The 21,944-nt window shown below is 60.0% G+C and carries 13 protein-coding genes; 9 read left to right on the plus strand and 4 right to left on the minus strand.

Annotation, left to right across the window (positions count from 1 at the left end):
* Window positions 1-79 precede the first annotated feature (79 nt).
* Window positions 80-2,725: a pyruvate dehydrogenase (acetyl-transferring), homodimeric type gene (gene aceE / locus BMZ32_RS05225; protein ID WP_090240293.1), complete on the plus strand. Its 2,646-nt coding sequence runs from the start codon at window positions 80-82 to the stop codon at window positions 2,723-2,725.
* Window positions 2,726-2,736: 11 nt separating this feature from the next.
* Window positions 2,737-4,413: a dihydrolipoyllysine-residue acetyltransferase gene (aceF, locus tag BMZ32_RS05230; RefSeq protein WP_090240294.1), complete on the plus strand. Its 1,677-nt coding sequence runs from the start codon at window positions 2,737-2,739 to the stop codon at window positions 4,411-4,413.
* Window positions 4,414-4,514: 101 nt separating this feature from the next.
* Here aceF and BMZ32_RS05235 read toward each other — a convergent pair whose 3' ends face one another.
* Complete coding sequence (locus BMZ32_RS05235) at window positions 4,515-4,991, minus strand: hypothetical protein (protein ID WP_244153919.1); 477 nt, start codon at window positions 4,989-4,991, stop codon at window positions 4,515-4,517.
* Window positions 4,992-5,122: 131 nt separating this feature from the next.
* Between BMZ32_RS05235 and BMZ32_RS05240 the strand changes: the two genes are divergently transcribed.
* Both BMZ32_RS05240 and msrA read left to right on the plus strand, forming a co-directional pair.
* Window positions 5,123-7,765, plus strand: a complete 2,643-nt coding sequence (locus BMZ32_RS05240) for a putative bifunctional diguanylate cyclase/phosphodiesterase (RefSeq protein ID WP_090240297.1) — start codon at window positions 5,123-5,125, stop codon at window positions 7,763-7,765.
* A gap of 66 nt (window positions 7,766-7,831) precedes the next feature.
* Window positions 7,832-8,479 (plus strand): peptide-methionine (S)-S-oxide reductase MsrA, encoded by a 648-nt coding sequence (gene msrA / locus BMZ32_RS05245; RefSeq protein ID WP_090240298.1) that lies wholly within the window; start codon window positions 7,832-7,834, stop codon window positions 8,477-8,479.
* Window positions 8,480-8,554: 75 nt separating this feature from the next.
* Here the strand turns inward: msrA and BMZ32_RS05250 are convergent, their stop codons facing one another.
* Window positions 8,555-10,177 (minus strand): phytoene desaturase family protein, encoded by a 1,623-nt coding sequence (locus tag BMZ32_RS05250; RefSeq protein ID WP_090240300.1) that lies wholly within the window; start codon window positions 10,175-10,177, stop codon window positions 8,555-8,557.
* A gap of 127 nt (window positions 10,178-10,304) precedes the next feature.
* Between BMZ32_RS05250 and BMZ32_RS05255 the strand changes: the two genes are divergently transcribed.
* Window positions 10,305-10,841 (plus strand): PadR family transcriptional regulator, encoded by a 537-nt coding sequence (locus tag BMZ32_RS05255; RefSeq protein ID WP_090240301.1) that lies wholly within the window; start codon window positions 10,305-10,307, stop codon window positions 10,839-10,841.
* Between the two features lie 28 nt (window positions 10,842-10,869).
* Here BMZ32_RS05255 and BMZ32_RS05260 read toward each other — a convergent pair whose 3' ends face one another.
* Together BMZ32_RS05260 and BMZ32_RS05265 are read right to left on the minus strand one after the other, a co-directional pair.
* On the minus strand, window positions 10,870-12,477 hold the full coding sequence (locus BMZ32_RS05260; protein WP_090240303.1) for an FMN-binding glutamate synthase family protein: 1,608 nt from the start codon (window positions 12,475-12,477) through the stop codon (window positions 10,870-10,872).
* Window positions 12,478-12,542: 65 nt separating this feature from the next.
* Window positions 12,543-13,388 carry a 23S rRNA (adenine(2030)-N(6))-methyltransferase RlmJ gene (locus BMZ32_RS05265; RefSeq protein ID WP_090240304.1) on the minus strand — a complete coding sequence of 282 codons (846 nt, stop codon included), beginning with the start codon at window positions 13,386-13,388 and terminating at the stop codon, window positions 12,543-12,545.
* 95 nt (window positions 13,389-13,483) lie between these two features.
* Between BMZ32_RS05265 and BMZ32_RS05270 the strand changes: the two genes are divergently transcribed.
* The 4 genes from BMZ32_RS05270 (at window position 13,484) to mscK (ending at window position 21,920) form a co-directional block, all read left to right on the plus strand.
* The gene (locus BMZ32_RS05270; RefSeq protein ID WP_090240306.1) at window positions 13,484-14,527 is read left to right on the plus strand and encodes an NAD(P)H-dependent flavin oxidoreductase; all 1,044 of its coding nucleotides are present in this window, start codon (window positions 13,484-13,486) and stop codon (window positions 14,525-14,527) included.
* Window positions 14,528-14,802: 275 nt separating this feature from the next.
* Window positions 14,803-16,605, plus strand: coding sequence for an acyl-CoA dehydrogenase (locus tag BMZ32_RS05275; protein ID WP_090240307.1), 1,803 nt, complete (start codon window positions 14,803-14,805; stop codon window positions 16,603-16,605).
* Window positions 16,606-16,744: 139 nt separating this feature from the next.
* Complete coding sequence (locus BMZ32_RS05280; RefSeq protein ID WP_090240309.1) at window positions 16,745-18,490, plus strand: potassium/proton antiporter; 1,746 nt, start codon at window positions 16,745-16,747, stop codon at window positions 18,488-18,490.
* A 76-nt stretch (window positions 18,491-18,566) separates the two neighbouring features.
* Complete coding sequence (gene mscK, locus BMZ32_RS05285) at window positions 18,567-21,920, plus strand: mechanosensitive channel MscK (RefSeq protein WP_090240310.1); 3,354 nt, start codon at window positions 18,567-18,569, stop codon at window positions 21,918-21,920.
* The last annotated feature ends 24 nt before the right edge of the window (window positions 21,921-21,944 follow it).

Here is a 21,944-nt window from a genome sequence, read left to right on the forward strand (position 1 = left end):
GAATTTACGCGGCCACTCACGAAGTCGTCCGCGAAACCTGGCCTCCGATTCTGGAAGCCTTTGAGCCCTGGAGCAAGCCATGCAAGACCTCGATCCCGTCGAAACCCAGGAATGGCTGGACGCCCTGGAATCGGTTCTCGATAAAGAAGGCGAAGACCGTGCCCATTACCTGATGACCCGTATGGGTGAACTCGCGACCCGCAGCGGTTCGCAGTTGCCTTACGCGATCACCACGCCCTACCGCAACACCATCCCGCTCACCCACGAAGCACGCATGCCTGGCGACCTGTACATGGAACGCCGCATTCGCTCGCTGGTGCGCTGGAACGCCTTGGCCATGGTCATGCGCACCAACCTGAAAGATTCCGATCTGGGTGGTCACATCTCCAGCTTCGCCTCCTCGGCGACGCTGTATGACATCGGTTTCAACTACTTCTTCCAGGCCCCGACCGAGGAACACGGCGGCGACCTGATCTTCTTCCAGGGCCACGCTTCACCCGGCATTTATGCCCGTGCCTTTATGGAAGGCCGCATCACTGAAGACCAGATGAACAACTTCCGTCAGGAAGTCGATGGTCAAGGCCTGTCGTCCTACCCACACCCGTGGCTGATGCCGGACTTCTGGCAGTTCCCGACTGTATCCATGGGTCTCGGCCCGATCCAGGCGATCTACCAGGCGCGCTTTATGAAGTACCTGGAAGCACGCGGTTTTATCCCAGCCGGCAAGCAGAAGGTTTGGTGCTTTATGGGTGACGGCGAGTGCGACGAGCCGGAATCCCTTGGCGCGATCTCCCTGGCTGGCCGCGAGAAGTTGGACAATCTGATCTTCGTCATTAACTGCAACCTGCAGCGCCTTGACGGCCCAGTACGCGGTAACGGCAAGATCATCCAGGAACTCGAAGGTGTGTTCCGTGGCGGCGGCTGGAACGTTAACAAGGTGGTCTGGGGCCGTTTCTGGGACCCACTGCTGGCCAAGGACGTCGACGGTATCCTGCAGCGCCGCATGGACGAAGTGATCGACGGCGAATACCAGAACTACAAGGCCAAGGACGGCGCGTTCGTCCGTGAGCACTTCTTCAACACGCCCGAACTCAAGGCAATGGTTGCCGATCTGTCCGACGACGAGATCTGGAAGCTCAACCGTGGTGGCCACGACCCATATAAAATGTACGCGGCGTACCACCAGGCGACTCACCACAAGAATCAGCCCACCGTGATTCTGGCCAAGACCGTTAAGGGTTATGGCACTGGCGCCGGCGAAGCGAAAAACACCGCGCACAACACCAAAAAAGTCGATGTCGACAGCCTCAAGCATTTCCGCGACCGCTTCGACATCCCGGTCAAAGATGAAGAGCTGGAAAACCTGCCGTTCATCAAGCCGGAAGAAGGCAGCGCCGAAGCCCGTTACCTGAGCGAGCGCCGCGAGGCCCTGGGTGGTTTCGTGCCACAGCGCCGAGCCAAGAGCTTCAGCATCCCGACGCCGCCACTGGAAACCCTCAAGGCCATTCTCGATGGCTCGGGCGACCGTGAAATCTCCACCACCATGGCCTTCGTGCGGATCCTCGCGCAGCTGGTCAAGGACAAGGACATTGGCTCGCGCATCGTGCCGATCATCCCGGACGAAGCACGCACCTTCGGCATGGAAGGCATGTTCCGCCAACTGGGCATCTACTCCTCGGTCGGCCAGCTCTACGAGCCGGTGGATAAAGACCAAGTGATGTTCTACCGCGAGGACAAGAAGGGCCAAATTCTCGAAGAAGGCATCAACGAAGCCGGCGCCATGAGCTCGTTTATTGCGGCGGGTACCTCGTACTCCAGCCACAACCAGCCGATGCTACCGTTCTACATCTTCTACTCGATGTTCGGTTTCCAGCGTATTGGTGACCTGGCCTGGGCCGCTGGCGACAGCCGCACCCGTGGCTTCCTGATCGGTGGCACCGCCGGCCGTACCACGCTGAACGGTGAAGGCCTGCAGCACGAAGATGGCCACAGCCATATTTTAGCGGCGACCATCCCTAACTGCCGCACCTATGACCCTACCTACGGCTACGAGCTGGCGGTGATCATTCAGGACGGCATGCGCAAGATGACCGAGCTGCAACAGGACGTCTTCTACTACATCACCGTAATGAACGAGTCCTACCAGCAGCCAGCCATGCCAGCCGGCGTCGAAGACGGCATCATCAAGGGCATGTACCTGCTCGAAGAAGACAAGAAGGAAGCAGCGCACCACGTGCAGCTCCTCGGGTCCGGCACCATCCTGCGTGAAGTACGTGAAGCGGCGAAGATCCTGCGTGACGAGTTCAACGTCGCTGCAGACGTGTGGAGCGTCACCAGCTTCAACGAACTGCGTCGCGACGGCCTGGCCGTAGAGCGCAGCAACCGTCTGCACCCGGGCCAGAAGCCCAAGCAGACCTACGTGGAAGAATGCCTGGGCGGCCGTAAAGGCCCAGTGATTGCATCGACCGACTACATGAAGCTGTTCGCCGAACAGATTCGCCAGTGGGTACCGAGCAAGGAATTCAAAGTACTCGGCACCGACGGCTTCGGCCGCAGCGACAGCCGCAAGAAGCTGCGCCACTTCTTCGAAGTGGACCGCAACTGGGTGGTCCTGGCTGCCCTGGAAGCTCTTGCTGACCGTGGTGATATCGAACCAAAGGTGGTGGCCGAGGCCATCGTCCGGTTCGGCATCAACCCGGAAAAACTCAACCCACTGGACTGCTAAGGAGCGAAACGATGAGTGAATTGATTCGCGTACCCGACATCGGTGGCGGTGAGGGTGAAGTGATCGAGCTGTTCGTCAAGGTTGGCGACCGCATAGACGCTGATCAGAGCGTGCTGACCCTGGAGTCGGACAAGGCCAGTATGGAAATCCCCGCGCCGAAAGCCGGCGTGGTGAAAAGCCTGAAAGTGAAGCTCGGTGACCGCCTGAAAGAAGGCGATGGACTGCTCGAACTGGAAGTTGAAGGTGACAGCGAGGCCGCTGCGGAAAAGCCTGCAGATGCGGCGCCCGAACCCGCGGAGAAAGCTACTGCGGCGCCTGCGGCGGCTGCACAGCCCTCGGCTAAAGCGGCGAGCAGCAGCGTGCAAGATATTCACGTGCCGGACATCGGCTCGGACGGTAAAGCCAAGGTCATCGAAGTGCTGGTTAAGGTCGGTGATACGGTCGAAGCCGACCAGTCGCTGATCACCCTGGAGTCGGACAAGGCCAGCATGGAAATCCCTTCGCCGGCAGCCGGCGTGGTGGAAAGCATTGTCGTGAAACTGGATGCCGATGTTGGCACCGGCGACCTAATCCTCAAGCTCAAGGTCGCGGGTGACGCGGCTGCAGAGCCGGCTGAAGAACCGAGCAAAAGTGCAGCACCTACGCCGTCTAGCAACAGCGACACGCACAAGGTGCCTGCCGGCGCGAGCCCGGCCATTGCGGCAGAAGTCAGCGCTATTGCGTCACTTTCCGCTGCAGCCGCCAATGTTACGGCCATGCCTAAGCGTGACGGCGCCAAGGTGCATGCGGGGCCGGCCGTACGCTTGCTTGCTCGTGAGTTTGGTGTCGAACTGGCTGTTGTACCAGGCAGCGGGCCGAAGGGCCGCGTGCTCAAAGAGGACGTACAGGTTTACGTCAAGGCCATGATGCAGAAGGCCAAAGAAGCCCCAGCCGCAGGTGCAACCGGTGGTGCCGGCATCCCGCCGATCCCGGTGGTGGACTTCAGCAAGTTTGGTGAAATCGAAGAAGTGGCGATGACCCGCCTGATGCAGGTGGGTGCTAATAACCTGCATCGCAGCTGGCTCAACGTGCCGCACGTGACTCAGTTCGATTCGGCCGACATCACCGAACTGGAAGCCTTCCGCGTTGCGCAGAAGGCCGTGGCAGAAAAGGCCGGGGTGAAACTCACCGTGCTACCGTTGCTGCTCAAGGCCTGTGCCTTCCTGCTCAAGGAACTGCCGGACTTCAACAGCTCGCTGGCACCGAGCGGCAAGGCCATCATCCGCAAGAAATACGTGAACATCGGCTTTGCCGTGGACACCCCGGACGGTCTGCTGGTCCCAGTAATCAAGAATGTCGACCAGAAGAGCCTGCTGCAGCTGGCCGCTGAAGCCGCCGCTCTGGCGGAGAAGGCGCGCAGCAAGAAGCTGTCTGCCGATGATATGCAGGGCGCTTGCTTTACCATCTCCAGCCTCGGCCACATTGGCGGTACCGGCTTTACGCCGATCGTCAACGCCCCGGAAGTGGCGATTCTTGGCGTGAGCAAAGCGACCATCCAGCCGGTCTGGGATGGCAAAGCCTTCCAGCCTAAGCTGATGTTGCCGCTGTCGTTGTCCTACGACCACCGAGTGATCAACGGTGCCGCTGCCGCGCGCTTCACCAAGCGTTTGGGCGATGTATTGACGGACATCCGCACCATGCTGCTGTAACGCTTCAACTTTCGAGCCGCCACGCTCGTAACCTCGACCCCGCCCTTGTAGGCGGGGTTTTTTTGCCTCAAAACTTACGCGGCGCAATGAACAACAGCCGCTTAGCCTTTTTGCAAATTACGGATCAGAAAGCTCAGGGCTTTGGCCAACTCGGCCGCGCCTTGGTGATCACGCACAATACTCAGCAGCGGGCTACCATCATTGGGGTTGTGCAGCACACAGCTAATGCCGGTGGTGGGGCACTCGTAGCGTACAAAAGGATCGACACCAAACAGCGCAATCCGCTGATTACGCACAGCTATATCGGTGCCCTGCTGGCCACGGGTTTCCTCACGCAGCAGTAGTTCGCCGGACTCGCCTTGGCGCACTTGGTAGAGTAAATCTTGGCGCTGCGCCTGGCCCACCTGATAAGCCGCGCGCAGGGCATAGATTTTCAATAGATCATTGCAATGGGCTAACAGCGCCTGGCGTTCATTTTCGGTCAGATAAAGACGCTTAAGCTCAAGCAGATAATTGCCCTGCTCGGCACTGCTCAAACCGCCGCCGGGCTCAGCAGCAAATACCGGCGAGGCGGCCATACAGGCGCTTAGTAGCGCTGCGCCTATTAGTTTTCTTGTCAGTCGCAATTGCATGATGCACCCTTACCCGACGCTATAAGTGAAGTGAGTCGATTGCCGCCTCGATCAGCATACTGGAAGCCAGCCATCGAATGAAAAGCCATCCCGATGCCGCGAGTCGTTTAGCGGCCGAGGTTGTGACGCAGTTGCCAGTGCCTTCGCGCCTTGGCTTGCTGCGTTTCGAGCGTTTAAATGAAACCAGCTGGACGCTGCTTTATCTCGATTCTGCTTGCGAACAACAATTCGGTCTGCCGGCCCAAGACCTCTGCTCCCTGCTTGATGCCCCATACGCCAGCCTGATGGAGCCCACTGTTCGCTACCAGCTGCATGACAACATTGCGCAACAGCTCGCCCAGTTTAAGCATTACAACGTGCAGTACCGCCTGCATACACCGCGCGGCAGCCTGACCCTGATGGAAACGGGCGAAGCCTTTAAGCAGCGCGGCCGGCACATGCTCCGTGGCTACCTGCTGGTGATGACCGAGCAGAGCGCAGCTGCTCCACCGACACTGGAACTGTACCCGCCTAGCCAGGCCGAGCTGCACGCCCAGCAGCGCCGCACGCTCGCTCAGCAACAGCTACTCGTCACCCTCGCGCACCAGCACTACAGCGATAGCGAGCCGTTACGTGAGGCTGCTGAATTGATCAGCAAAAGTGCCTGCCTGGTCTATGGCGTAAGCCGCGTCGGCATTTGGAACATCAAGGGCCACATACTGCAATCGGTTGCGTTGTATCAGCAGGCAGAAGCGCAGCACATACCGCAGGCTGATATCGATGCCAGCGCCTACCCCGCCTACTTGCAGGCGTTACATAGCGGCCGCGCACTGGACGCCAGCGATGCGTTGCAAGATCCGCGCACGCGTGAGCTTGGTGACAGCTACCTGCACCCGATGGGCATTAGCGCAATACTGGATGCGGGCATACGCATCGCCGGTGAGATAGTCGGCATATTGTGTATTGAACATACCGGACCTGCACGCACCTGGCAGGCCGATGAAATTGCCTTTGCTGGCGCACTGGCGGACCAATACGCGCAAGTGCTGACTAACCAGCAACGGCGCTCAGCCACCAACGCCTTGTACCTATTCCAGCGCGCAGTCGAGCAGAGTTCCAGCGCCTTTATCCTGCTCGACCGCGACGGCTTGGTGGAGTACGTCAACCCGAGCTTTACCGCCATCACCCTGTACAGCGCCAGCGAAGTACAGGGCCGCCGTCTCTCCGAAATACCCGCGCTGGACAACCTCAGCGACCTGCTGTTCGATGCGACGTCCAGCTTGGCCGAAAACAACAGCTGGCAGGGCGAATTCAAGAGTCGGCGCAAAAATCTCGAACCGTATTGGGGGCAGTTATCGCTGTCCAAGGTGTATGCCGATGACGGCAGCCTGACCCACTACATCGGCATCTACGAAGACGTGACCGCCAACAAACAGGCCCAGCAGCATATCGAGCGCCTGGCTTTTCGCGACAACCTTACGGGGCTGGGCAATCGCTATGCCTTTATCCGTTCGCTGGAAAGCCACTTCCGCGAGCAACCCGGCAAGCCGATCAGCTTGCTGCTGGTGGACATCGATAACTTCAAGCGAATCAACGACAGCCTCGGTCACCAAACCGGCGACAAACTGCTGGTCAGTTTGGCCCGTCGTTTGCGCAACACCTTATCGCCCAGCAGTGTGTTGGCACGCTTTGCCAGCAACGAATTTGCAGTTCTGCTCGACGCTAACCAAGCCGACAGCCAATTGATGGCGCAGAAACTGCTGAAAACCCTGGATAAGCCGCTGTTCGTCGACAACCAGCTGATCAGCGTCACCGGCTCCATTGGCGTGGCCTGCGCTCCCGAGCACGGCGACGACCCACAGGCCCTGATGAAGCACAGCGGCCTGGCCCTGCACAAAGCCAAGGCCAATGGCAAAAACCAGCTGCAGGTGTTTACCGATGTGCTTAATGCCGAGGCGCACTACAAGCTGTTCGTCGAGAGCAACCTGCGGCGCGCACTGATGCAGAACGAGCTGGAAGTGTTTTACCAGCCAAAACTCTGCCTTAAGAGCGGCAAACTGTTAGGTCTGGAAGCGTTGCTGCGCTGGCATCACCCGGAAAAGGGCATGATCAGCCCGGATAAATTCATCGGCGTGGCGGAAGAAACCGGCCTGATTATCCCTATCGGCAAGTGGGTGGCACGCCAAGCTTGCCGCATGAATAAGCAGCTGGTCGAGCTCGGCCATAAGACCCTGCAAATGGCCATTAACCTGTCGCCCAAACAGTTTTCAGACCCTGACCTGGTCAGGGAAATCGCCGCCATCCTACGTGAAGAGCAACTCGACCCAGCCCTGCTGGAACTAGAATTAACCGAAAGCCTGCTACTGGAAGCCTCCGACGATACGCGCCAGCAACTCAATAGTTTGAAGAGTCTGGGCCTGACGCTGGCTATGGATGACTTTGGTACAGGTTATTCCTCACTCAGTTACTTGAAGAAATTCCCTATTGATGTGATCAAAATTGATCGCAGCTTTATCAAAGACATTCCGGACAACCAAGACGATATGGAAATCACCTCCGCAGTGATTGCCATGGCCCACAACCTCAAACTCAAGGTGGTGGCTGAGGGCATTGAAACCGCCGCGCAGCTGAACTTCCTGCGCCGCCATCGGTGCGATATCGGCCAGGGCTACCTGTTCGACCGACCGATCCCCGGTCGCGACCTGCTGGAAAGCCTGAAGCGCTATCCAAGTCGCGGCTGACCCACCTGTAACAAGCCGGTATTTCGACTGTCTATGTCACACATGCTTCTGCTGAGGAAATGGCTCATGGTTCTGCGCTCGCAAATTCTCGCCCACAAACTCGAACTACCAACGGCCGAGCAAGCCCTGCCCGGACGTGCCGAAGCCATGCCGGTTACCGCCGCGCACTTCGTCAACGGCAACGCGCTGCAAGGGCCATTCCCGGCAGGCTTGCACCAGGCGGTATTTGGCCTGGGGTGTTTCTGGGGCGCCGAGCGGCGCTTCTGGCAACAGCCGGGCGTATGGAGTAGCGCGGCAGGTTATGCCGGCGGTCATACGCCCAACCCGACCTATGACGAAACCTGCTCAGGTCTGACCGGCCACACCGAAGTGGTGCTGGTGGTGTTCGACCCGCAGCTAACCAGCTATGAAGCCTTGCTGAAAGTATTCTGGGAAGCACACAACCCGACCCAAGGCATGCGTCAGGGTAACGACACCGGCAGCCAATACCGTTCGGCAATCTACTGCTACGGTGCCGAGCAACTGGCGGCGGCGCAAGCCAGCCAGAAGCAATTCCAGGCCGAGCTGGAAAAGGCCGGTTTAGGCCTAATCACCACCGAAGTTCGCGAAGCGCCGCCCTTCTACTACGCCGAGACCTACCATCAGCAGTACCTGGCGAAAAACCCAGGCGGCTACTGCGGCCTGAGTGGCACGGGCGTGTGCCTGCCAGCCTGAACGTACTCGGGTTCAAAGGCCTCTAGCGCCCTAGAACCCGGCCGGACCTCACTGCGCCTGAGTCTGCGCTGCTGCTTATGCAGGCGTGGCAGGCGTCCAACGCTTCAACAGTTTGCCCACCTGGTAACCACGCCAGCCGAGCATGCGCGAGGCGGTCAGTACGCCCGCCATCAGAGCACCACCGACGCCAGCCGTTACGGTATCCGCACCGGTCAGGTAAAGCCCTTTGATCGGCGTCTGGCTGTGAATCCAGTGCTGCTCAAAACGCTGTACCGTGTGGTCGATGCCATAAATCTCACCCTGCTCATTCCACTGATACCACTCAGTGGACAACGGCGTGCCCAGCTCGCAGAAATCCAGTGCCCCACGTAATTGCGGCTGATGCTGGTAGAGGGTTTCCAGCAAGTCGTCGGTCAGCTTGGCCTTTAGCGCCTCATACTCAGCCCCGCGCTTGCCCCAAGTACTGCCTTTCCACGGAGCGAACCACTCAGGCAAGGCTAAAGCGACTATCTCCACTGTCGCCTTGTGCGGGTACTGGGCGGCCCAGGCGGGATCCTTGGCTGAAGGGAAGGAGATATAGGTCAGGGGTGTTTGCTCTGTGCGCCCGGCTTTGAACGCAATGACGTTGCGGTCGTGGTCAAAGGTTGGGTAGACCCAATAATTGGTCTTCGGCACATTCAACTCGGCAGCACTGCCCTTAAAACCCGCGTACAAACAAAGGGTCGCGGCAGACAGCTCGACCTTGGGCAGATGCGTTAGCAGGCCATATTCATTCGCCACCTGCGGCGTTAACAAGCGCGTGTAGGTGGGCACTAAGCCGGCGCAGCTGACGATCTGCGGCGCGCGTATTTCTACGCCATCTTTGTGCATGCGCACACCTACTGCGCGACCGTTCTCGACCAAAATCTTATCGACGCCGGCATAGGTGAACACATGACCGCCGGCGGCTTCGATCACCGGGATAATGCTTTCGGAAACCTTCGTTGCACCGCCCACCGGGTAGTTACCGCCGCTGATGTAGTGCTTGGCGACCATGGCATGCATGACGAAGGCGGACTTGGCGGGCGGTAAGCCGTAATCGCCCCACTGCGCAGTGAGCGCACCGATCAGCTGTTGGTTCTGGGTCAGGCCTTCAAGGACTTCACGGGTGGTTTTGAAGAAGTAGCCCGGCAACCAGTAGCGACGCAGCTTGCTGTACAGCACACCCAGCGAGCGCGGCAGTGCCTGACCGGCGAAGAAACGCGGCACCTTAGCGCTGACCTCACTAAGCAACGCCACATAGCGGTCGATCGCCTGCGCCTCATCCGGGAAGTGCAGCTTCATCTCGGCTTTGAATTCTTCACGCCCGGCCACGTAGTCGATGACGTTATCGCCCAGCACGATACGGTCGTAACGCGCATCCATCGGCGCCCACTCAAGCTGGCCATCACTGATCACATCAAACACTCGGCGGATCGTCGACCAGGGCTTGTGCACCTCACCGACGTAATGCACGCCCACATCCCACTCGTAGCCTTCGCGCTCATAGCTATGGGTGTAACCCCCTGCGGTGTAATGCTGCTCCAGCACGCACACACGCTTACCGAGCTTGGCCAGCAGCGCGGCAGTAGTCAGCCCGCCGATACCAGAACCGATGATGATGACGTCGTAGTCGTCACGCACCAGGCGTGAACGGAAGCGAGTACCGGTGCGTTTCATGGATAACTCCTGCGTTATTCTTGTTATGCAATTTTTTGCATACTAGACAGCATCGAGCTGCCCATGCAACTTTTTGCATAATCCGTATACTGCCGCGCACGCTCATTACCGCCGGTGAAACCTGCCTATGTCGCTCAAGCACGCCATTCTTATCCTGCTGGAAAGTGAGCCAGGCAGTGGCTACGACCTGCTCAAGCGCTTTAAGGATGGCCTCGGCTACTTCTGGAATGCCAAACATCAGCAGGTCTACCTGGAGCTGAAAAAACTCAGTGAGGCAGGCTGGCTGGAGTTTGAAGCGCAGGCGCAGGACGCCCGTCCGGACAAAAAGAACTACCGCATGACACCCGCCGGCCACAGCGAACTGCTGCGCTGGCTGGGCGAGCCGGTGCAGCCGAGCAAGATCAACGATGCGCTGCTGGTCAAGCTCTATGCCGGCGCGCACACCAGCCAAGACAACCTGCGCGAGGAGATGCAGCGGCACGTGGCCGTGCACCGTAAAACCTTGGCCAGCCTGCTGCAGATTGAAAAGGACTTTCAAGCGCTACCCGACGCACAACGCAACGCCCTGCGCCTGCCCTACCTCACCCTGCGCCGTGGCATTCTCGGCGAACAATCTTGGTTAGTGTGGGCAGCAGAAGTGGAGCAAGAATTAAACCGCGACTGAATCGGCCAGCTATGCTGGCTTGGCGTGATTAGGCCGGGGCAAAGCTACTGGCCTGGGCCATATGCCACATCCGCGAATAGAACGCCCCAGACACCTCACCAGTGAGTAATTCACCCGGCTTGAGGAATACATGCAGCTGCGAGTAGAGCTTGATCTCACTCGCCGACATGCGCCGCACCAGGTGCTTGGCCTCAAGCTGCGCGGGGTGCTCAAGGCCGGCGGCGGCGAGCATCTCCGCCAGCGCTTTGAGGGTATTACGGTGGAAGCTGTGCACCCGCTCGGCTTTATCCGGCACAACCAGCGCACGCTGGCGCAAGGGGTCCTGGGTCGCCACGCCAGTCGGGCACTTGTTGGTATGGCACGACTGGCTCTGAATACAGCCAATGGCGAACATAAAGCCGCGCGCCGAGTTGGCCCAGTCAGCCCCCAGCGCCAGCACACTGGCGATATCGAAGGCGCTGACGATCTTGCCGCTGGCGCCGATGCGGATCTTGTCGCGCAAGCCAATGCCAACCAGGGTGTTGTGCACAAACAGCAGCCCCTCACGCAGCGGTACACCGATGTGATCGGCGAACTCCACAGGCGCCGCGCCGGTGCCGCCTTCCTTGCCATCGACGACAATAAAGTCCGGCAGAATGCCGGTCTCCAGCATAGCCTTGGCAATCCCCATGAACTCCCACGGATGGCCCAGGCAGAACTTGAAGCCCACCGGCTTGCCCGCCGACAGCTCGCGCAACTGGGCGACGAACTGCAGCAATTCAATAGGCGTGGAAAACGCACTGTGGCTAGCTGGGGACACGCAATCTTGGCCCATGGGCACGCCACGCGTTTGCGATATTTCGGCGGTAATCTTGTGCTTAGGCAGAATGCCGCCATGACCGGGCTTGGCGCCCTGACTGAGCTTGATCTCAATCATTTTCACCTGCGGGTTAGCGGCCTGCGCGGCAAAACGCTGCGGGTCAAACTGGCCGTTGTCCTGGCGACAACCGAAATAACCGCTACCCAATTCCCAAACCAGATCGCCGCCATGCTCACGGTGATAAGGGCTGATGCTGCCCTCGCCGGTGTCGTGATAAAAGCCGCCGAGCTTGGCGCCTTGGTTCAACGCGCGAATCGCATTGGCGCTGAGCGAACCAAAGCTCATGGCCGAGATATTGAACACCGACGCCGAATACGGCTGGGTGCATTGCGGGCCGCCGATACTCACGCGAAATGCGCTGGGGTCAACATGCTCCGCCGGCAGCATCGAGTGGCCGATAAACTCAAAACCGCCCTGGTACACGTCAGCAAGGGTGCCGAAGGCCTTGTCGGCACTCTGATTTTTTGCCCGCGCATACACCAGCGAGCGCTGCGCCCGCGAGAACGGCAGTTGCTCGCTGTCGGACTCCAGTAGGTATTGGCGAATTTCCGGGCGAATCGCCTCGACCAGATAGCGAATGTTGCCGAGGATCGGGTAGTTACGTCGCACCGCATGCTGGCTCTGCAGCAAGTCATTTAGGCCCACCGCGCTGAGCGCAGCGGTTATCAGCAGCAGCGCCCACAACCAAGTATGCCCCGCCACAAACGGCAAACCGACCAGTGTGAACAGCACGCAGAACGCAAAAAAAGCATAGCGATTCAACAGCGACAAACTCATACCAGCTCCTTGCGGTGTGTGACGTGGCAACCAAACGAATGCGGCCATTCCTAAAGCGGCAGTGTTTAGGCGGTTTTTTCCTCAATCAGCCAATCCATGCGCCAGCCGCCCTGGGTCTGCCCGAGCAGCTTGGCCAACCAAGGCAGGATTTGCTTAAGCTCATCCTCCAGGCCCCAAGGCGGATTGCTGATCACCAAGCCAGAGCCATTGAGCCGCGTCGGCTCGTCGGTTGAGTGCACATAAAGCTCCACGCGCAGCAGCGTGGGCGCTTTGCTCTTTTCTACGCCACTGTAAAAACGTCGCAGCTGACGCAGATCCTTGATCGGGTACCAGATCGCCACCACGGCTTGGCGCATACGGCTGATCGCTTCGCTCAACGACTGGGCGCAGCGCTCCATTTCATCGACCTGTTCGAACGGCGGATCGATCAACAGCAACGCGCGTTTCTCACGGGTCGGCAGCAAGGCGCGGGGCACATGCCAGCCTTCGCCCAGGTGCACGGCCACGCGGCGGTCGCCACGCATATTTTCCTTGAGCAGGCGGCCGTCTTCCGGGTGTTTCTCATTAAGGTGTAAACGGTCCTGCTCGCGGGTCAACAGCCGCGCCAGTTCCGGCGAGCCGGGATAATGGCGCAGCTCGCCATCCGGATTCATCGCGCGGATCACTTCCAGATAATCCAGCAGCGGGTCTGGCACGTCCGTGGTTTGCCACAGCCGGGCGATGCCTTCCAGCCACTCGCCGGTGCGGCTGGCTTGGTCACCGCGCAGGTCATACAAGCCAATACCGGCATGGCTGTCGAGGTAGGCAAAGGGCGCCTCCTTGCGTGACAGCATGGCAATCAGACGGCTCAAGACGTAGTGTTTCAGTACATCGGCATGGTTGCCGGCGTGGAAGGCGTGGCGGTAGTTCATTGGTGGACTCCTGTGGCCGCACAGTCTACCCGCTTGGATTAGAATTCCGCAGCCTGCTGTCGCCCAGCACGCCACCTGATATGGAGATTGCCCGCATGCGCCTGCAACGCTTACTGAACATCGACCTTCCGCTGATCCAGGCGCCAATGGCCGGGGTGCAGCTGCATAGCCTGGCGGCGGCGGTGTCGAATGCCGGCGCGCTGGGTTCTCTACCCTGCGCCATGCTCGATGCCGCCGGGCTGCGCAAGGAATTGCTCGCGCTCAACGGGAAAACCGACAAACCCTGTAACCTGAATTTCTTCTGCCACACCCCGCCGCTCGCCGACAGTAACCGCGAGGCGGCCTGGCGTGCTGCGCTGCAACCTTTCTATGCAGAGCTGGGTCTTGATCCGTCGCAGATTGCCAGCGGCCCCGGCCGCCAACCCTTCAGCGCAGAGATGGCCGATGTGCTGGATGAGTTTCGCCCGACCGTGGTGAGCTTTCACTTCGGCCTACCCAGTGCGGCACTGTTGGAAAGGGTTAAGGCCTGCGGGGCGAAAGTACTGGCCTCAGCCACCACCGTCGAAGAAGCCTGCTGGCTTGAGGCCCATGGCGCCGATGCGATCATTGCCCAAGGCCTGGAGGCTGGCGGCCATCGCGGCATGTTCTTGAGCGAAGCATTGAGCAGCCAGCTCGGCACCTTCGCCCTGCTGCCGCAGGTGGTTGCGGCGGTGCAGCTGCCGGTAATTGCTGCGGGCGGCATTGCCGATGCACAGGGGGTGCGCGCTGCGATGGCGCTTGGTGCTGACGGCGTGCAAGTGGGCACAGCATATCTGTGCTGCACGGAGGCTAGCACCAGTGCCATCCACCGCGCGGCCCTGCTCAGCCCGGCGGCGCGGCACACCGCGCTGACCAACCTGTTCAGCGGCCGTCCGGCGCGCGGCATCGTCAACCGGCTAATCCGTGAGCTGGGCCCCATCAGCCCGCTGGCGCCGGCCTTCCCGCTGGCCACGGTGGCTATTGCGCCGCTGCGCAGTCAGGCGGAGCAACACGGCAGTGGCGATTTCTCACCGCTCTGGGCCGGGCAGAATGTCAGCGGTTGCCAGGCCATCGGCGCCGCCGCGCTGACCGCCGAACTGGCCCGAGGCTTTATCCAATAAGCACGACCGTTACTGCACAACCTCGTAGGGTGGATGACGCCTCACCCATCCACCAATTGCACGGGGCACTGGTGGAGAAGAAGGCGTTATCTACCCTACCTACTGCTCATCCGCCAATGCGGTCTGGTGGATGGATAAAGCGCCATCCACCCTACACAACTAACCCGCCCGGGCGTCCAACCCGGCCCTACGGCCCGTTATCACGCTTATTGATAGTGCTGGGAGCGGTGCACAGGGCTGCTTAAACTCAGCCCATTGCAACCGGAGGTATAAGCATGTCCGAGTCCCTGCTCAGTTCCCGTAACCTGGCCTTCGAGCTTTACGAAGTGCTAGACGCCGAAGGCCTGACCCAGCGCGAGCGCTTCGCCGAGCACAGCCGCGAAACCTTTGATGCGGCCATCGACACCGCGCGCAGCATCGCGGAAAACCTGTTTGCACCACACAACCGCAAGAATGACGAGCACGAACCCGAGTACGTCAACGGCGAAGCGGTGCTGATCCCCGAGGTTAAACCAGCGGTGGATGCCTTCCTTGAAGCCGGCTTCCTCAATGCCACTCGCGAGTTCGAGGTCGGTGGCATGCAGCTGCCCAACCTGCTGTCGCAAGCTTGCTTTGCGCACTTCCAGTCGGCCAACGCCGCGACCACCTCTTACCCGTTCCTGACCATGGGCGCGGCTAATTTGATCGAGAACTTCGGCAGCGCCGAGCAAAAGCAGCGCTTCCTGCAGCCAATGATCGACGGCCGCTTCTTCGGCACCATGGCCCTGACCGAGCCGCATGCGGGCTCCTCGCTGTCGGATATCCGCACCCGCGCTGAACCGGCCGAAGACGGTACTTACCGCCTCAAGGGCAACAAGATCTTTATCTCCGGTGGCGACCACCCGCTGAGCGAGAACATCGTACACATGGTGTTGGCCAAGCTGCCGGACGCCCCCGCTGGGGTGAAGGGTATCAGCCTGTTTATCGTGCCGAAGTTCCTGGTTAACGATGACGGCAGCCTGGGCAAGCGTAACGACGTGATCCTGGCTGGGCTGTTCCACAAGATGGGCTGGCGCGGCACCACCTCCACCGCACTGAATTTCGGCGATAACGGCGATTGCATCGGCTATCTGGTGGGTAAGCCGCATCACGGCCTGAGCTATATGTTCCAAATGATGAACGAAGCGCGCATTGGCGTGGGTATGGGCGCAGTGATGCTTGGCTACGCCGGCTATCTGTATTCGCTGGACTACGCCCGCCAGCGCCCGCAGGGCCGCCTGCCCGACGGCAAAGATCCAAGCTCCAGCCAGGTAGCGATCATCGAGCACGCCGATGTTCGACGCATGCTGCTGACCCAGAAAGCCTACGTGGAAGGTTCATTCGACCTCGGTCTGTATGCCGCTCGATTGTTCGATGATACCCAGACCCTGGCCAGCGAAGAGGAGCGCAGCACCGCCCTAGAGCTGCTCGATTTGCTGACCCCGATCGTCAAATCCTGGCCCTCGGAGTTCTGCCTCAAGGCCAACGAACTGGCCATTCAAATTCTCGGTGGTCACGGCTACACCCGCGATTACCCCGTGGAGCAGTACTACCGCGACAACCGCCTCAACCCTATCCACGAAGGCACCCACGGCATCCAGTCGCTCGACCTGCTGGGGCGTAAAGTCTCGATGAACGGCGGCGCCGCGCTCAAACAACTGCTTAAGCTGATCCACGGCACCTGCCAGCGCGCTAAAGAACATGCGTCGCTGACAGCCCTGCGCCAGCCACTGGAACAACTGTTGGCGCGCCTGCAAGCGGTGACCCTGGCACTGCTGGGCGACTTGATGAGCGGCAAGGTCAACCAAGGCCTGGCTAACTCGGCGCTGTACCTCAAGGTGTTCGGCCACACCGTGATCGGTTGGCGCTGGCTGGAACAGGCGATCCGCGCTGAGGAAGGCCTGGCTAAGGGCAACCCGGCTGATCGCGACTTCTACCAGGGCAAACTGCAGGCCGCGCGCTACTTCCTGACCTGGGAAGTGCCGAGCTGCCACCACGACCTGGCCATACTCGAAGCCCGCGACGATACATGCTTGGGCATGCAGGAGGCCTGGTTCTAACGCGGCTTAGACTCAAGCACCCTGACGCCCCGCTTAACGCGGGGCGTTTTTTTTCAGCGATCAAATCAGGCAACAGTTAGAATCGGTGGCACGCGCCATGCATAGTGGCACGCCAACCACCCTGCACGGAGTACGCGCCTTGGATGCCAGCACCATCAATAATCTGTTTTTGATCGGTGGCGTTCTGGTCGCAATGAGCATTCTGGTCAGCGCCTTCGGCTCGCGTTTCGGCATCCCAATTCTGGTAATTTTTCTCGGCGTGGGCATGCTTGCCGGCACCGACGGCCCGGGCGGCATCGTCTTTAACAATTACCCCCTGGCCTACCTGGTCGGTAACCTGGCGCTGGCGATCATTTTGCTCGACGGCGGCATGCGCACGCGGGTCTCAAGCTTTCGCGTGGCCTTATGGCCCTCGCTGACGCTGGCCACCTTCGGGGTGCTGATCACTGCCGGCCTGACCGGTGTGGCTGCGGCCTGGCTGTTCGACCTGACCTGGATGGAAGGCTTGCTGATCGGCGCCATCGTCGGCTCCACTGACGCGGCTGCGGTGTTCAGCCTGCTCGGCGGGCGCGGCCTTAACGAGCGGGTCAGCGCCACCCTGGAAATCGAGTCGGGCAGTAACGACCCGATGGCGGTGTTCCTCACCGTCACCCTGATTGCGATGCTCGCCAGCGGCCAGGACGGCATAAGCTGGAACTTGCTGGTGCAGCTGCTGCAACAGTTCGGCATCGGCGCACTGTTCGGCCTCGGCGGCGGCTGGTTGCTGCTCAATCTGATCAATCGCATGGAACTCGCCAACGGCCTCTACCCGCTGTTGGTGGTCAGCGGTGGCTTGATCATCTTCGCCATCACCACGGCAGTGGGCGGCAGCGGCATTCTGTCGATCTACCTGTGCGGCCTGCTCCTGGGTAACCGTCCGATCCGCTCGCGCCATGGCATTCTGCATATGCTCGACGGCCTGACCTGGCTGGCGCAGATCGGCATGTTTTTGGTCCTCGGCCTGCTGGTTACCCCCCATGAGCTACTGCCGATTGCGCTGCCGGCTCTGGGTCTGGCGCTGTGGATGATCCTCTTCGCCCGACCATTGTCGGTGTTCCTCGGTTTACTACCCTTCCGCGCCTTCCATGACCGTGAGCGGGCGTTTATCGCCTGGGTCGGCCTGCGCGGCGCGGTGCCGATTATTCTCGCCGTGTTCCCGCTGATGGCGGGGCTGCCGAATGCCCAGCTGTTTTTCAATGTGGCGTTCTTTATCGTGCTGGTTTCATTGCTGCTGCAAGGCACCAGCCTGCCTTGGGCCGCCAAGCTGCTGCGGGTGACGGTGCCACCAGAGCCCGCACCGGTGTCACGCGCCGGTTTGGATGTTCACCCGACTAGCCAGTGGGAACTGTTCATATACCGCCTCGGCGCAGAGAAATGGTGCATTGGCGCAGCCCTGCGCGAGCTAAAAATGCCCGCAGGTACACGTATTGCGGCGCTATTCCGGGGCACGGAGTTACTGCACCCCTCCGGCAGCACCACCCTAGAAGCTGGCGATTTGCTCTGCGTAGTGGGCCATGAAATAGACCTACCCGCCCTCGGCAAGCTGTTCAGTCAGGCGCCGACACGCGGCCAAGACCTGCGCTTCTTCGGTGACTTTGTCCTCGAAGGCGATGCCGAGCTGGCAGCCGTGGCGGCGCTGTATGGTTTGAAACTGCAAGGTGCAGAAGGCCAGTTACACCTGGGGCGCTTTATCGCCCACAAGATTGGCGGCGAGCCAGTGATCGGTGACCAGGTGGAGTGGCAAGGCCTGACCTGGACAGTGGCGGCAATGGAAGGGAACAAGATCCGCAAAGTCGGCGTCAAATTCCCCGAAGGCAGCCGCCCGGGCCCCGGGCTATTCCTTTAGTAAACCCTTACCTGCGGACAGGCGCTTAGCTAAGCGCCTGTTAAACTCAGCGTCTTTCGAGCCTACGATTGCCACTATGCCTTCTCTGCGCACCTACCTAGCCGTTGCCCTGCTCGGGCTTTGCCTAAACGCCTCCCAGCTATTCGCCGCCGAGCCGCCGCGTAGCGCGGACATACAAAGCAGCCTGGATAGCTTAGCCGAACGCCAGCTGCCGGAAGCCGAGCAACTGGCGATCAAGCAGACGCTGGAGAAAACCCTGGCTCTGCTGGGTGAAAAAGCCGATAGCGAGCAACGCCTAGACGCCCTTGTAAAGCAGCTGCAGCAAGCTCCGCGCATAATTAGCGAAGCGCAGCGTGATTACGAACGACTAAAAAAAAGCAGCCCCACCCAGGTCAACCTGCGCTATGGCAAAAGTGCACTGCCGCAGCTCGAACAGCTGCTAGCCGAACGCAACACGCAACTCAACGAATGGCAAAAGCAGATCATCGACGCCAACAGCTTAGTGATCACCGCTCAGACCCGCCCGGTCCGCGCACAGGCCGAAATTAGCAGCAACCAAACCCGCAGCCAGGAAATCAACAGCGTCCTCAAAAGTGGCCGCGACGCCAACAAGCCGCTGAGCAACGAGCGCCGTGACCAGCTGAGTGCCGAACTGGCCAAACTCGACGCGCAAACGCAAATGCGCCGTCAGGAGCTGGCCGGCAACAGCCTGCTGCAAGAGCTCGGCAACAGCCAGCGGACCCTGCTGGAAGAACGCATTAAGCGCATCGAGCAGGAACTCCTCGACCTGCAAAACCTGGTCAACGAAAAGCGTCGTAACCTGTCCGAGCAGACCGTTGCCGAGCAATCACGCGAAGCCGAGAAGGCCGGTAGCGGCACCGTTCTGGCCCGCGAAAGCGCGCTTAACCTGAAGCTTTCCGACTACCTGCTGCGCGCCACCGATCGCCTCAATGAATTGACCCGCCTCAACCTGCAGACCAAGCAGCAACTCGATAGTTTGAACCAGAGTGACCAAGCCCTGGCAGAGCAAATCAGCGTGTTGCAAGGCAGCCTGCTGCTCTCACGCATTCTCTACAAACAGCAGCAGGCCCTGCCAACGCTGCAGATCGACAGCAGCCTGCCTGACCAAATCGCCGACTTGCGCCTGTACCAGTTCGAACTCAACCAGCAGCGCGAAAACATCAACAACCCCAGCGCATATGTCGACCAGTTACTCGGCGCCGCCCCTGGCAGTGCTGTCGATAACCTGGCGCTGCATAACGACCTGCTGGACATCATCAACACCCGCCGCGAACTGATCGACCGCCTGAACCGTGAGCTAAACGCGCTGCTCAATGAATCAATCACCCTGCAACTCAATCAGAAACAGCTGCAAACCACTGCCGAGACCCTGCGTGACACTCTTGATGAGCAGATGTTTTGGATCCCCAGCAACAAACCGCTGGATCTGGAGTGGTTCAAGTCCGCGCCGCGCCTGCTGGAGCGGCAGATAGCCGAGTCACCCTGGGGTGCCAACCTGCGCCAGCTAGGTGCCGGCCTGACCGAGCGGCCGCTGCTGTTCCTGCCGCTGCTGCTGCTGATCATCGTGCTGCTGTGGCGGCGCGGCTTCCTCTACCGCAAGCTGCGTGAACTGCACCAAGACATCGGCCACTTCAAACGCGACAGTCAGTTGCATACGCCGATGGCGATCATGCTCAACATGCTCCTGGCACTGCCCGGCACCCTGTTTCTGGCGTTATGCGGCTTTGCCCTGCAAATGGATGCGCGCGGACAAAACGTCAACCTAGGTGATGCACTGTTCCAGATGGCGCAGGCCTGGCTGGTGTTCTACACCCTGTATCGCATCCTCGCCGATGCTGGCGTAGCCGAGCTGCACTTTCGCTGGGGCCGCCCGCAAGCGGCGTTCCTGCATAAGCAGGTGCGGCGTCTGGGCTTGGTCGTGATGGCGCTGGTGGCCGTAGTAACGGTTGCCAAGCACCAGCCGGCAAGCCTCGGCGATGACGTCATCGGGCTGGCCGTGGTGCTTAGCTGCTACGTCTTGATGGTCTGGCTGCTGTACAAGCTCCTGCTGAGTGGCCCGGCACGTGAGCACGCCTCCGTGTTGCGCACGCTCATCGGTATCGCCCTCAGCTTACTGCCACTGGCACTGATCATCGCGGTCGGCTTAGGCTACTACTACACCGCGCTGAAACTCAGTGAGCGCCTGATCGACACGCTCTATCTGCTGGTTGTCTGGCTGATTATTGAGGCCACCTTCGTCCGCGGCCTCTCGGTGGCCGCACGCCGCTTGGCGTATCAGCGTGCCATCAGTAAGCGCGAAGCACAGAGTAAGGAGGGTGAAGGCGCGGAAAGCGTGGTCGAAGAACCCACGCTGGATATCGAACAGGTTAACCAGCAGTCGCTGCGCCTCATTCGCCTGGCCTTACTCGGTGCCTTTATCTTCAGCCTGTACTGGGTGTGGGCAGACCTGATCTCAGTATTTGCCTACTTGGATAACATCGCGCTGTATGAGTACAGCAGCGGCAGCGGCGACGCCGCAACATTAGTGCCCATTAGCCTCAGCGATGTACTGGGCGCGCTGATCATAGTCGGCATTACTGTGGCGCTAGGGCGGAACCTGCCGGGTTTGCTCGAAGTACTGGTGCTGTCACGGCTGAACCTGGCTCAAGGCAGCGCCTACGCCACCACCACCTTGCTGTCCTATCTAATTGTGGCGATCGGCTTTGTCACCACCCTATCGACACTCGGGGTCAGTTGGGACAAGTTGCAATGGCTGGTGGCGGCGCTATCGGTGGGACTGGGCTTCGGCCTGCAGGAGATTTTCGCTAACTTCATTTCCGGTTTGATCATCCTCTTCGAGCGCCCGGTGCGCATCGGTGACGTGGTGACCATTGGCAACCTGTCAGGCACGGTCAGCAAGATCCGTATTCGCGCCACCACCATCACCGATTTCGACCGTAAAGAAATCATCGTGCCGAACAAGACCTTCGTCACCGACCAACTGATCAACTGGTCGCTGAATGACACCGTCACCCGGGTCATTATAAAAATCGGCGTAGCCTACGAGACTGACCTGGCGCTGGCGCGCAAACTGATGATGCAGGCTGCCGAGGAAAACCCACGGGTGCTGCGCGATCCCGCCCCGCTGCTGTTCTTCCTGACCATCAGCGCCAGCACCTTCGATTACGAACTGCGCTTCCATGTGCGTGAACTGGGCGACCGTAACGCGGGCACCGACGAAATACTCACGGCTATTGCCTTGAGCTTCCGTGAGCACAACGTGGAGATGGCGTTCAACCAGGTCGATGTAATGGTCAAAAACCTGCAAGGCCAGGAGTTCAACCTGAGCACTGGCCAGCTGATCACCGCCGCGGCGGCCGCCACCAAGCAAGAAAAACTGCCACCAGCACCCACCTTAGACCCGCTGTAACTCAGCGACGCGGCCCGCCATTGC

The sequence above is a fragment of the Pseudomonas guineae genome (assembly GCF_900113745.1).
GTDB classification, from domain to species: Bacteria; Pseudomonadota; Gammaproteobacteria; order Pseudomonadales; family Pseudomonadaceae; genus Aquipseudomonas; species Aquipseudomonas guineae.